This window comes from Gordonia sp. DT218, from assembly GCF_049847105.1.
Taxonomy (GTDB): Bacteria; Actinomycetota; Actinomycetes; order Mycobacteriales; family Mycobacteriaceae; genus Gordonia.
Genome location: NZ_JBNCNS010000001.1, coordinates 1,324,407 through 1,336,258, shown reverse-complemented (window position 1 = coordinate 1,336,258; position 11,852 = coordinate 1,324,407). Strand labels below are relative to the sequence as shown.

Annotated in this window: 14 protein-coding genes; 11 read left to right on the top strand and 3 right to left on the bottom strand. The window is 66.9% G+C overall.

The genetic code is table 11. The features are described from left to right. Positions 1–17 precede the first annotated feature (17 nt). Both groL and ACPXCG_RS06255 read left to right on the top strand, forming a co-directional pair. Complete coding sequence (groL, locus tag ACPXCG_RS06260; RefSeq protein WP_425790117.1) at positions 18–1,643, top strand: chaperonin GroEL; 1,626 nt, start codon at positions 18–20, stop codon at positions 1,641–1,643. Between the two features lie 201 nt (positions 1,644–1,844). Then, positions 1,845–2,654, top strand: a complete 810-nt coding sequence (locus ACPXCG_RS06255; RefSeq protein WP_425790115.1) for a tyrosine-protein phosphatase — start codon at positions 1,845–1,847, stop codon at positions 2,652–2,654. A gap of 59 nt (positions 2,655–2,713) precedes the next feature. On the opposite strand, the gene ACPXCG_RS06250 is transcribed toward ACPXCG_RS06255, so the two are convergent. Beyond that, a complete protein-coding gene (locus tag ACPXCG_RS06250; RefSeq protein WP_425790113.1) occupies positions 2,714–3,802 on the bottom strand; it encodes a zinc-binding dehydrogenase in 1,089 nt (362 codons plus the stop codon). Continuing rightward, positions 3,802–4,368 carry a 2,4'-dihydroxyacetophenone dioxygenase family protein gene (locus tag ACPXCG_RS06245; RefSeq protein WP_425790111.1) on the bottom strand — a complete coding sequence of 189 codons (567 nt, stop codon included), beginning with the start codon at positions 4,366–4,368 and terminating at the stop codon, positions 3,802–3,804. Before ACPXCG_RS06245 ends, ACPXCG_RS06250 begins: the two co-directional genes overlap by 1 nt. A gap of 103 nt (positions 4,369–4,471) precedes the next feature. Here ACPXCG_RS06245 and ACPXCG_RS06240 point away from each other — a divergent pair, with 103 nt between their 5' ends. Continuing rightward, positions 4,472–5,500 (top strand): AraC family transcriptional regulator, encoded by a 1,029-nt coding sequence (locus ACPXCG_RS06240; protein WP_425790109.1) that lies wholly within the window; start codon positions 4,472–4,474, stop codon positions 5,498–5,500. A gap of 225 nt (positions 5,501–5,725) precedes the next feature. Continuing rightward, positions 5,726–5,947 carry a hypothetical protein gene (locus ACPXCG_RS06235; RefSeq protein WP_425790107.1) on the top strand — a complete coding sequence of 74 codons (222 nt, stop codon included), beginning with the start codon at positions 5,726–5,728 and terminating at the stop codon, positions 5,945–5,947. A 10-nt stretch (positions 5,948–5,957) separates the two neighbouring features. Here ACPXCG_RS06235 and ACPXCG_RS06230 read toward each other — a convergent pair whose 3' ends face one another. After that, positions 5,958–6,434, bottom strand: a complete 477-nt coding sequence (locus ACPXCG_RS06230; RefSeq protein WP_425790105.1) for a PaaI family thioesterase — start codon at positions 6,432–6,434, stop codon at positions 5,958–5,960. A 125-nt stretch (positions 6,435–6,559) separates the two neighbouring features. Here ACPXCG_RS06230 and ACPXCG_RS06225 point away from each other — a divergent pair, with 125 nt between their 5' ends. The 7 genes from ACPXCG_RS06225 (at position 6,560) to ACPXCG_RS06195 (ending at position 11,845) form a co-directional block, all read left to right on the top strand. Next, positions 6,560–7,099, top strand: a complete 540-nt coding sequence (locus tag ACPXCG_RS06225; protein WP_425790511.1) for a TetR/AcrR family transcriptional regulator — start codon at positions 6,560–6,562, stop codon at positions 7,097–7,099. Positions 7,100–7,218: 119 nt separating this feature from the next. Then, complete coding sequence (locus tag ACPXCG_RS06220; protein WP_425790104.1) at positions 7,219–7,896, top strand: DUF4166 domain-containing protein; 678 nt, start codon at positions 7,219–7,221, stop codon at positions 7,894–7,896. A 51-nt stretch (positions 7,897–7,947) separates the two neighbouring features. After that, positions 7,948–8,388: an SRPBCC family protein gene (locus ACPXCG_RS06215; protein ID WP_425790102.1), complete on the top strand. Its 441-nt coding sequence runs from the start codon at positions 7,948–7,950 to the stop codon at positions 8,386–8,388. Between the two features lie 152 nt (positions 8,389–8,540). Further along, positions 8,541–9,062 (top strand): DUF6764 family protein, encoded by a 522-nt coding sequence (locus tag ACPXCG_RS06210; RefSeq protein WP_425790100.1) that lies wholly within the window; start codon positions 8,541–8,543, stop codon positions 9,060–9,062. Between the two features lie 66 nt (positions 9,063–9,128). Next, the gene (gene ppk2 / locus ACPXCG_RS06205) at positions 9,129–10,091 is read left to right on the top strand and encodes a polyphosphate kinase 2 (protein WP_425790098.1); all 963 of its coding nucleotides are present in this window, start codon (positions 9,129–9,131) and stop codon (positions 10,089–10,091) included. Between the two features lie 42 nt (positions 10,092–10,133). Next, the gene (locus ACPXCG_RS06200; protein WP_425790096.1) at positions 10,134–10,961 is read left to right on the top strand and encodes a hypothetical protein; all 828 of its coding nucleotides are present in this window, start codon (positions 10,134–10,136) and stop codon (positions 10,959–10,961) included. Next, complete coding sequence (locus ACPXCG_RS06195) at positions 10,958–11,845, top strand: alpha/beta fold hydrolase (RefSeq protein WP_425790094.1); 888 nt, start codon at positions 10,958–10,960, stop codon at positions 11,843–11,845. The genes ACPXCG_RS06200 and ACPXCG_RS06195 overlap by 4 nt, the downstream gene beginning before the upstream one ends. The last annotated feature ends 7 nt before the right edge of the window (positions 11,846–11,852 follow it).

Here is an 11,852-nt window from a genome sequence, read left to right as displayed (position 1 = left end):
CGGAGGATCACTTACCCATGGCCAAGCAAATCGCGTTCGACGAAGAGGCCCGTCGCGGCCTCGAGCGGGGCCTGAACAGCCTCGCCGACGCAGTCAAGGTGACGTTGGGACCCAAGGGTCGCAACGTCGTCCTGGAGAAGAAGTGGGGCGCCCCCACGATCACCAACGATGGTGTGTCCATCGCCAAGGAGATCGAGCTGGAGGACCCGTACGAGAAGATCGGTGCCGAGCTCGTCAAAGAGGTCGCCAAGAAGACCGACGACGTCGCGGGCGACGGCACCACCACCGCCACCGTCCTGGCACAGGCCCTCGTTCGTGAGGGACTGCGCAACGTCGCTGCCGGCGCCAACCCGCTGGGTCTGAAGCGCGGCATCGAGAAGGCCGTCGAGGCTGTCACCGAGTCCCTCCTGAAGAGCGCCAAGGAGGTCGAGACCAAGGAGCAGATCGCTGCCACCGCGGGCATCTCGGCCGGCGACTCCTCGATCGGCGAGCTCATCGCCGAGGCAATGGACAAGGTCGGCAAGGAAGGCGTCATCACCGTCGAAGAGGCTCAGACCTTCGGGCTCCAGCTGGAGCTCACCGAGGGCATGCGCTTCGACAAGGGCTACGTCTCGGGCTACTTCGTGACCGACGCCGATCGTCAGGAAGCCGTCCTCGAGGATCCGTACATCCTGCTCGTCTCGGGCAAGGTCTCGACCGTGAAGGACCTGCTGCCGCTGCTGGAGAAGGTCATCCAGGCCGGCAAGCCGCTGCTGATCATCGCCGAGGACGTCGAGGGCGAAGCCCTGTCGACCCTGGTCGTCAACAAGATCCGCGGCACGTTCAAGTCCGTCGCCGTCAAGGCTCCGGGCTTCGGTGACCGTCGTAAGGCCATGCTGGCCGACATCGCCATCCTCAGCGGTGGCGAGGTCATCAGCGAAGAGGTCGGCCTCTCGCTCGAGGGTGCAGGCGTCGAGCTGCTCGGTACCGCCCGCAAGGTCGTCGTGACCAAGGACGAGACCACCATCGTCGACGGCGCCGGCGATGCCGACGCGATCGCCGGTCGCGTGGCACAGATCCGCAGCGAGATCGAGAACAGCGACTCCGACTACGACCGTGAGAAGCTGCAGGAGCGTCTGGCCAAGCTGGCCGGCGGTGTTGCGGTCATCAAGGCCGGCGCGGCCACCGAGGTCGAGCTCAAGGAGCGCAAGCACCGCATCGAGGACGCCGTCCGCAATGCGAAGGCTGCCGTCGAAGAGGGCATCGTCGCCGGTGGTGGCGTGGCCCTGCTGCAGTCCGAGGCTGCGATCTCCGGTCTGTCGCTGACCGGTGACGAGGCCACCGGCGCCAACATCGTGCGCGTCGCGCTCGAGGCTCCGGCCAAGCAGATCGCCATCAACGCCGGGCTCGAGCCGGGCGTCGTGGCGGACAAGGTTCGCAACTCCCCGCTGGGCACCGGCCTCAACGCCGCGACCGGCGAGTACGAGGACCTGCTGGCCCGTGGCATCAACGACCCGGTGAAGGTCACCCGCTCGGCGCTGCAGAACGCTGCGTCGATCGCGGCTCTGTTCCTCACCACCGAGGCCGTCGTCGCCGACAAGCCGGAGAAGAACCCGGCCCCGGCAATGCCGGGTGGCGACGAGATGGGTGGCATGGGCTTCTGATCTCCTGATCAGAGTCCGCGTCACTCAGTACGCACTCAGACCGAAGGCCGGACACCCCACGTGGGTGGCCGGCCTTCGGCGTGTGCAGCCACAGATGCGGTCCGTGGCGGGCCTCACGCCGATAATTGACGCCGCCTGGCGCGGACGCTGCAGGCATATCCGCGCCGACGTGCATCGGGCCCGTCTGCCAGGATGGATCCCATGACCGACTCGACAACCGAGCGTTTTGAACTCACCACCGTCGCGAACTTCCGTGACATCGGGGGAGCGGAGACGACGGATGGGCGACGGGTCGTCACTGGCCGGGTCTTCCGGTCCGCGGCCCTCGCCAAGGCGTCCGAGACCGACCGGGCGTACCTCTCCGGACTCGGGCTCCGCGCGATCTACGACCTGCGTTCGGTCGCCGAGACCGACGCCGAGCCCGATCCGGTGATCGACGGCGCCGTCGGTGTCCATCTCGATGTCCTCGCCGACGCACAGTCGGTCAGCGCTCCGGCCAACCTCGACAAGATCCTGTCCGATCCGGAGACCGTCGCGTCCGCCAACGAGAAGCTCGCCGACGGCAGCGGGGTCGAGCGCATGGTCGGGGCCTACCGCGAACTGGTCAATCTGCCGAGTGCGCTGACCTCGTACCGGGGATTCTTCCGTGGTCTCCTCGACGGCACGCCCGCGCTGTTCCACTGCACCGCCGGGAAGGACCGGACCGGCTGGGCGGCAGCGTCATTCCTCACCTTGATGGGTGTCGACCGGGACGGTGTCTATGCGGACTACCTGCTGACGAACGAGATGTTCCTCCCGGCCATCGCGTCGGTCTTCGACGGCTTCGAGGCGGCCGGCGGGAATCCCGACCTCCTCCGACCGCTGCTCGGGGTGCAGGAGGCCTACCTCGACGCGGCGTTCGCCGAAGTCGATCAACGCTTCGGGACCATCGAGAACTACTTCGCCGAGGGACTCGGCATCGATGCCGGCGCACAGCAGGAGCTGCGCGACCGGCATCTCGTCGATCGCTGACGCGCGGATGGCCCGAGCTGTTCCGATCGGTTGACTCCCGGCGGGACCCAGGCGCCGCTTCAGGACCCGATGGTCGGATTCAGCAGGATCTTCGCGTCGTGTGGATTGTCCTTCAGCCGGTCGAACGCGTCGGCGACACCGTCGAGGCCGACGGTCCCGGTGATCAGCGCTTCGACGTCGAAGTCACCCGCGGCCAGGTGGGCGAAGGTCTCCGCGAACTGCTCGGGTGAGTAGTACAGCGAGAACCGGATGGAGAGTTCCTTGAGGATGCCGTGTCCCGGAACAAAACTGTCCTCGCCCATGGCGATCCCGGCCACGACGATCCGTGCCCCAGGGGCTGCGCCGGCGATGCACTGCTGGATGAGTCCGGGTACACCGACACACTCGAAGATGACGGTGGGTCGCAGCGGCAGCTGGCCCATCACCGCTGTGGGTGGTGCCATCTCGGCCGGATCGTCGGTCGCCGCGGCGGCCATCAGCTGCTCGAACGGCGAGCCCTCGGCCGGGTCGACGACGATGTCGGCACCGAGGCGCTCGGCCAGCTTGCGACGTTCGGGGGAGAAGTCCGACGCCACTATGGGGCCGATGCCCTTCGCCTTCAGGACGGCGATGACCGCGAGGCCGATCGGTCCGCAGCCGACGACCAGAGCGACGTCGCCCGGCGTGGTGTCTCCGCGGGCTACCGATCGGTAGGCGACGGCCAACGGCTCGGTGAGAGCGGCGATCTCGGTCGAGACATGATCCGGTACCTCGATGAGCAGCGGCTCGGAGAGGACCATGCGCTCGGCGTAGGCGCCCGGCGCGTCGGTGCCCGCGAACCCGAGCATGACCGGCTGTTCACGCAGCAGGATCGGCATCGCGACGACACGCGCCCCGACGGCGACGTTCTGCTGTGTGTCGGGCCCGTAGGAGACGACGCGTCCGACGAACTCATGGCCGAACACGACCGGTTGTCCGAGGTCCATCAACTCGACGCCGGCCGCGCCGCGCGTCGCCTCGTTGAACTCGGGGCCGTGGGCGCAGCAGTGCAGATCCGTGCCGCAGATACCGCAGGCGAGCACGTCGACGAGGACCTCGCCGGGGCCGGGGACCGGCTCGGCGATCTCGTCGACTCGCAGCTGCGAGTCCTGCATGACGACCGCGCGCATCAGGCGCTCTCAGTGGTGGTGCGGGCGGCGGCAGCGCCACTGATGTAGGGGATCGGACCGAGGCCCTGCGCGTCGCCGAGGGTGTCGGTCAGGTGGCAGACCAGCGCGGCGTCGAGGATGGAATGGAACTGTCCGTCGTCGGTGAAGTTGATGTTGGCGCCGCTGATGCGGAACAGGACGACGGTGTCCTCGGTGTTGGACGCGGGGCAGGTCAGGGTGTGTACCGACGAACCGGGCTCGTACAGGTAGGAGCCGGCGGTCTGTGGCTGGTCGGCGTACTCCTCGTAGTTCCAGGAGCCGCTGGTGGTCCACGCGTCGACCGTGCCCGTGTGGTAGTGCAGGGGAATCCGGGAGCCGGGTGCGAAGGTGGCCAGCACCACCCACTCGCCGATCTCGATGTCGACGCGCAGCGGACGGAAGTGCACGCCCTCGCCGAGGGCATCGCGGATCAGCGGGATCTCGTCGACGTGGACGGTGAGTAGTTCGCCCTGCGGCAAGGCGACGAGTGGCAGGGGAGCGCCGGTCAGGGTGGTGGCGGGTCCGGGTGCCGGCAATGTGGCGGTCATGGATGGTCCTTTCGTACTGCTTGGGCTGTGGTAGCTATCACAATGCCCGTCGGACATGGCCGGCGTCTTGACAGTGCAGGACATTTGTTTGACTCTGGGGGACATGTCTGTGATCCGGGGCACAGGTCTGACCGGGTATCCCGAACTCGTGAGAGACCTGGGCGCTGATCCGGAACCGCTCCTGCTCGGTGCCGGGGTCTCGCCGAGAGATGTCGCGAGGTTCGACACGTTCATCCCGTATCTCGCACTGATCCAGGCCGTGGAGTCGGCCGCGGCCGTCACGCGAACCCCGGACTTCGGCCGTCGCCTGGCCGCCGAGTGGCAGGGCATCGAGATCCTCGGCCCGGTCGGTGTCGCGGCTCGGACCACCGGGACGGTGGCCGACGCGCTGGCGACGTTCGAGCAGTACCTCTACGCCTACAGTCCGGCGATCTCGGTGGTGATCAGAGACGAGGGTGAGATCTCGGTGGTCGAGTTCTCGATCGTGATCCCCCATCACCCGCCCGCTCCACAGACGATCGAGATGTCGTTGGGCGTCGCATTGCGAATCGTCCGTTTTCTGCTCGGTTCCAGGTACTCGCCGACCGCCGTGTACCTGCCGCACCCGGCACAGTCCCCGCCCGTCGAGTACGCGAAGTACTTCTCCTGCGCACCGCACTTCGGGGACACGCGGGCCGGGATCGCGGTTCGGTCGGCGGACCTGGCCCGGCCGATCCTGCAGGATGCGATGGCACACCAGATCGTTCTGGAGTATCTGGACACCGTCGTCGATCGTCAGCGACCAGGTACGGCGTCGTCGATCCGTGAGCTGGTCCGCCAGTTGCTGCCGACCGGTGGTGCCACGATCACCGTTGTCGCCGAGCAATTCCGATTGCACCCCAAGACATTACAGCGACGATTGGCCGTCGAGGGGGTGAACTTCAACGCCGTGGTCGCCGACGTCCGCCGCGAGTTGGCGCAGCGCTATCTGCGGGACACCGACATGACGCTGAGTCATCTCGCCAGGGAGTTGGGTTATGCCGAGCAGAGTGTGCTCACGCGGTCGTGTCGACGGTGGTTCGGAGCGAGTCCCGCGACGTTGCGGAAGGTATGGCGTTCGGCGGAGTCCGGGATCGCTTCACCGTCACCCTGAGTCGCTGGGCGAGGTGCAAGCCGAGCGGCTTCCCGCTGCCCGACGGTGGACGCGGCGTCTGCTTGCCGATCTACATCGACAACTTCGTGACGGGATGACGCTGGCGGGGGCTCCGACGATGCGATCGGGCAGGTCTACTTCATCAGCGACGGCGTCGGGGTTCCGTGCCGTGAGTTCGTCGGACATCTCGCCAAGATGAGTGGCGGGACGATCCGTACCCTGCCGATGAGTGTCGCGGCGCCGCTGGCCGGGGTCCTCGGGAACGTCCTGCGCCGGGTCGGGCAGAAGAGCGACCTCTGTGAGGGCACGATGCTGCTGCTCAATCGCCCCGGCACCTACTCGATCGAGAAGGCAGGCAAGATCCTCGGTTACCAGCCGCTGGTGTCCATCCCCGAGGGCATGGCCCGGGTCGAGGAGTGGGCTCGTGCCGAGGGGATCATCGGGTAACAGGAGTCCGTCAGCGGAACACGATGCACGTCGTGGTCCCGTGCGCGACGAGTTTGCCGTCGTCGGCGAACACTTTTCCCTCGGCGGTCGCCGTGCGCCCGCCGACGTGGATCACCGTGCCGACCGCGGTCAGTTCGCCTGCGTCGACGGCCACCGATCGGATGTAGTTGATCTTGAGTTCCAGGGTTGTGTAGCCGACCCCGGCCGGCAGCGTGGTGTGGACGGCGCAGCCCATCACCGAATCCAACAGCGTCGCGCAGATGCCGCCGTGCACGGTGCCCAGCGGGTTGGCGAAGTCGGCCTGCGGTGTGACGGTGAACGACACCCGCCCTTCGTCGATCTCCTTGGCGCTCATGCCGAGGAGTCGCCAGATGCCCGGACGGTCGGGATCGGGGTTGCTCATCGCGGCCCGCAGCAGTTGCAGCCCGGTCATGGCGGACGGGTCCAGAATCTCGGTGTCGGGGCTCATGACTATGTAGGATGGCATAGAACACGCCGATTATGAAGACCTGCATAGGGAGTGTGATGAGTTCGGTGGACGGGCACCCCGCGGAGACGAGGCCTCCGGAGGAGTTGCGGCCCCGTGCGGCCGAACGCGGTCCGCGCGAGCGCATGGTCGTGCACGCCGCAGACCTGATCGGTCGGGACGGGGTGGCGGCGACATCGATCGGCGACGTGATCGCCGCGAGTTCGGCGCCCCGCGGGTCCATCTACCACCACTTCCCCGGCGGCAAGACCCAGCTGATGACCGAGGCCGTGCGACACGCAGGCGACTACATGGCCGGCCGGATCAGCAGCGAGAGCTCGGCCACCCCGGCCGAGGCCGTCGCCGAGATCGGTGACGTGTGGCGCAGGATGCTGGTGACCACCGATTTCGAGTTCGGCTGTCCCATTCTGGCGGGTGGTCTCGCCCGCCGGTCCGAGCCGGAGGTGGCCGATGAGGCCGAACAGATCTTCGCCCGCTGGACGCGGCTGATCTCCACGCGACTGGTCCACGAGGGTGTGGAGCCGCAACGAGCAGATTCGTTGGCGCATCTGGTCATCGCCGCGATCGAGGGTGCCGTCGGGTTGTGCCAGACCCAACGAACCGTCGAACCGCTCGACCGGGTGATCGACGAATTGGCACGTCTGTGCGAGGCCGCGGCTGCCTGACCGCACGCCCGGCGTCAAGTTGCCTGGTCGGGTCGCGTAGGTTCTACTCTCAGGACACGAGTCCGTCCACGTGGTTTACATCACGTCGGCGCCCGAGTGAGATGGGGAGGGTAGACGTCATGACGCCGGTGTACCGGCAGATCCTCGGTTCGGATTTTGATCGGCTCCACCCCAATGTGGCGTGGCGCTACGGCATCGATTCGACGTCGGGTGTCGCTCAGATCGCCACTGGGATGTACGAGTCCGTCTACATCTCCTCTGCTCTGCCGCCCCCGTTCTGGTGGCACTATGCCAAGCGGAACGCGTTGCCGGCCAAGTCGAGCCGGATGGTCCCGTTCACGCAGGGCCACTATTGTTATGCCGACGAGATCGGCCGCGAGTCGCTCGCCGTCCTGCGCGCCTTCAATTACACAACCGGAACCCGCAATCTCAATTCCCTGTTGGTGTCCGGTCGCGGTGGGCTCGTCGACTATTTCGGCGACGGACCGGAGCTCCTCTACCCGATCGAGCCGTCGGTGACCAAGGCGGGTGAACTGCTGCTGGAGAGCGGGCCGATGCGATGGCTCGGACGCGGGCCGAAGGTCGGTATGAAGGGGTTGTTCTCCGCGCAGTTCAAATACATCGAGGGCTGGGATGACCAGCGGCAGCGATTCCGGTGCGACGCGACCGTCCGTAATCCGGTCGTCGGGGAGATCCTCCATTTTCGCGGCTGGTTCACCGCCGTCGATCAGGCCTGCACGCTGCGCGACATCCCGGACGAGGCGTGGCCGCTCAACCTCATCGACCGCGAGGCCTGATCGTGGTGGTTCACCGCGTCGGCACTCGCGCCGCACGGTAGGTTCTCTGCCATGGCTGTCTCCGCGAAGATCGAGTTCGAAGTCGCCGCCCCGCCGTCTGTCGTGATGGAGGTGCTGATGGACGTGGAATCCCTTCCGGATTGGTCGGGGCCCCACAAGGAGGCCGAAGTCCTCAGCAAGAACGAGGACGGCACGCCCGACAAGGTTCGGGTGGTGGTGACCGCGGCGGGTATCTCCGACGAGCAGACGCTGACCTATACCTGGACCGACAACTCCTGCACCTGGGATCTGATCGAGGCGAATCAGCTGAGCGAGCAGCACGGGGTCTACGTCGTGACCCCTGACGGCGACGGCTCGCATGTGGAGTTCACCCTCGACGTCGAGCTGAAGATCAAGCTGCCGGGAATGATCGTCAAGCGTGCACAGAAGATGGCGGTCGACACGGCCCGCAAGGGATTGACGGCCGAGGTCCAACGCCGCGCGGCGGGCTGACGGAAGACATCCCGCGCGACCCCGACCCCGACCCCGGCTTCGGCCGGGGTCGTTTTGCCAACCCGGGCCCCACGTTTCGGCGGTCACTGGGTACGCTTGCGGGCAGTGCTGCTGCACTCTGCGATCCGTGGCGAATGAGGAGGCCAATCTCTATGCGTATCAATAACTTCGGTGCTCGAGCCGCGGCGCTGGTGATCGGTGGTACCTCGTTGGCGTGGATGATCGGTCTGGCGGGCGGTGCCACCGCAGGTGCCGCGACGACATGCGCCGCCACCGACGGACATCAGATCCAGCGGATCGTCGGCAACGGCGGGTGCGGCGCGAAGGCCGGACCGGGCAGCAGCGCCCAGTCCGAGGACACGAGCAATCAGGGCACGGCCATCGCGGTCGCCGACAAGGGCGGAAACGCGAACGCGCGCAACCTGCAACCCGGATCGTCGGCACTCGCGGGCGCCACCACGCGGGGCAATTCCTACTCGGTGACGACCGGACCGAAGGCATTCTCGCTCGCCCAGGCCCGCGAGGGCGGCACCACCATCGCGATCGGCGGATGGGGTGGACAGGCCATCTCCGGTTCCGCGGGCACGGTGTGTCAGGGCGGGTTCGCCACCGCATACGACAGCACCACGGGCAAGGCCTGCCTCCACTCGGGATCGATCGACTTCCGTAACTGAGCCGGATCACGCGCCGGTTCACCTTTTGGCAACACGCTGTTTCGTCGATGCGCATATCGTTGAGCGGTGACTGAGCTACATGACGCGGAACTGTACGGATCGGCGGAGATCGGGCCGGATTTCAGTGTTCTCAACGGCCGCGAGGCACTCCAGCAGCTCGTCGATCTGCATGACACGACGCAATTCGCCGTCAACGACGACGATGACGACGACCCGGTGCTGCTGACGTTGCCCGAACGCAACGTGGTCGACACGTGGCGGCAGGACTACCCGTACGACGAGCGGATGAGCCGCCGCGAGTACGAGGTGACCAAGCGCCGCCTGCAGATCGAGTTGTTGAAGCTGCAGAAGTGGTCCAAGCAGACCGGTCAGCGACACCTGATGGTGTTCGAGGGGCGTGACGCCGCCGGAAAGGGCGGGACGATCAAGCGGTTCAACGAACATCTGAATCCTCGTGGCTCGCGTGTCGTCGCACTGGAGAAGCCCAGCGAGCGTGAATCGACCGAGTGGTACTTCCAGCGCTACGCCCAGCACCTGCCGGCCGGCGGGGAGATGGTCTTCTTCGACCGCTCCTGGTACAACCGTGCGGGCGTGGAGAGGGTCATGGGCTTCTGCACGTCCGAGCAGTACGACCAGTTCGTCGAGCAGGTGCCGGCCTTCGAGAAGATGCTGGTCGACGACGGCATCAACCTGGTGAAGTTCTGGTTCTCGGTGACCCCCTTGGAACAGCGCACGCGGTTCGCGATCCGCCAGATCGACCCGGTCCGGCAGTGGAAGCTGTCGCCGATGGATCTGGCGTCGCTGGACAAGTGGGATGCCTACACCGAGGCCAAGGAGGCCATGTTCGCGGCGACCGACACCGAGTACGCGCCGTGGACCGTGGTGAAGAGCAACGACAAGAAGCGCGCCCGCATCAACGCGATGCGCCACGTCCTGAGTCTCTTCGAGTACAAGGGCAAGAATGCCGATTTCGTCGGTGAACCCGACCCGTTGATCGTGGGACGCGCACGCGATCTGGTCGGGGAGTAGCCACTACGCCCGAACCCCGGGGGCCTCGGTAGCCTCGTGGCTGTGCGGACATTCCTCAGCGGGCTCCTGACACTGGTGGCGATGGCGGCGATCGTGTTGGCCTTCCCGTCGCTCTGGGTGAAAGAACGTCTGGTGGACCCCGAGGGCTTCGTCACCACGGTGACGCCGATGGCCCAGGACGACAAGGTCCAGGACTATCTGGCGAGCCAGATCTCGTCGTCGGTGACCGAGCAGGCGAACATCCCTGCGGCGTCGGACGCGGTGGAACCGGCGGCGCGTGCGTACACGCACAGTGACGCGTTCGAGGCCGATTTCGTCGACGTCATGTCCCAGCAGCACGCCTGGTTGTTCGATCCGCCCCCGGCGACCGGGGACACCACGGTCATGCAGCTCGACATCACGGACATGGTGAACCGCGTGATCGCCCAGACGAACGTCGATGCTCGCGTGACGGGTCCGATCCTCGTGCCCCTCAACCGTGACGGGTCGGGATTGGAGGCCGGGCGCTATCACGACGTGGGACAGCAGATCACCGAGATGGCCTACTGGTCCCTCGTGGTCGCGGTGGCGGGTAGCGTGCTGGCGTTGCTCATCGCGCGGCGCCGCGGAACCGTACTCGCGTGGCTCGGTGTCGGATTGATCGGTTCCGCGGCATTCGCGTGGGCCGTCGGGATCTTCTTCGCCGAGCGTGCCAAACAGGAGGTCGACGGCACCGAGGACGCCGGCCGCGAGGTCGCCAGGGTGATCATCGACGGTACGGTCGCCGACCTGCACCATCTGGCCCTGATCGTGGGGGCGGTCGGCGCCGGCGTCGTGGTGGTCGGATTCGTCGCCCGCCTCGCCTTCGGCCGGTCGCCCGCGCGCAGATGACCGACCCCGGATCGCGGGCAGACCCGGTCATCGAGGAGATCCGTCTCCCGGACGGCACCATGACTCCGCTGCGAGTGTTCGTCACCGCACCCGATCGTCCGGTCATCGTGCTGTGGCCCGGTCTCGGTGTGCCCGCGACGTATTTCGACCTGTTCGCCGGCCGTTGCGGGCAGGCGGGTGTGAACGTCGTGGTCGGTGAATTGCGTGGTCAGGGGCGCAGCAGACCACGGCCGTCGCGGGCGAGTCGTTTCGGTCAGCAGGCGCTGACCACCGAGGACATCCCGGCGGCCGTCGCCGTCGCGCGCAAGCACTGTCCGACGGCCCCACTGTTCGTCGCCGGCCACTCGATGGGTGGGCACATCGCCTCGATGTTCGCTGCCCGCAATGCCATTCGGGGTGACTCCGAGATCGCGGGCCTGATTCTCGTCGCGTCGGGCGTGCCGTATTGGAAGCTCTATCGTGGCGGCCAGGGGCTGCTGGCGACCGTCGGGCCGCCCGCGATGCACCGCGTGTCGAAGACGCTCGGATACTGGCCGGGCTCGGCCATCGAGGGGTACGGCAGGCAATCACGGGTGCTGATCCGCGACTGGACCTACCTCAATCGGAACGGGACCTTCGCGCCACGCGATGCCGATGTCGACTACGAGGCGGCGATGCGGCAGTTGCGGCTCCCGGTCTGCGCCATCACGGTCGGCGCAGACACCGATGCGCCGCCGCGGGTGATGCGCGCGCTCACCGCCAAGCTGGCCGGCTGCGTCGTCGACACACATCATGTCGCGGCGCCACTCGGTCACAATCGGTGGGCGCGGGATGCACGGGTACCGGCGCTCATCGCGGACTGGGTGGGTGGTGTCGCCGCGGACGTCGGCGCAAACCGCACCTGAGCGCGAC